Here is a 208-nt window from a genome sequence, read left to right as displayed (position 1 = left end):
AAAGCTAAAAAACTTTAACGCCTTAATCGGAGGGTGACATGGCAATGACTTATCACCTGGACGTCGTCAGCGCGGAGAGCCAAATGTTCTCCGGTCTGGTCGAGAAGATCCAGGTAACGGGTAGCGAAGGTGAGCTGGGTATTTTTCCTGGCCACGCCCCGCTGCTCACCGCCATTAAGCCTGGTATGATCCGCATCGTTAAACAGCA

1 protein-coding gene is annotated in these 208 nt (G+C 52.4%); it reads left to right on the top strand.

Features of this window, described 5'->3' with window-relative positions:
- Positions 1-38: 38 nt before the first annotated feature.
- The coding region (gene atpC, locus KB213_RS13170; RefSeq protein ID WP_211683635.1) for an ATP synthase F1 subunit epsilon at positions 39-208 on the top strand (170 nt) is incomplete at its 3' end.

The sequence above is a fragment of the Neokomagataea anthophila genome (genome assembly GCF_018122595.1).
GTDB lineage: Bacteria > Pseudomonadota > Alphaproteobacteria > Acetobacterales > Acetobacteraceae > Gluconobacter > Gluconobacter anthophilus.
The sequence above is the reverse complement of the archived record's forward strand: the minus strand, read 5'-3'. Positions and strand labels throughout refer to the sequence as shown.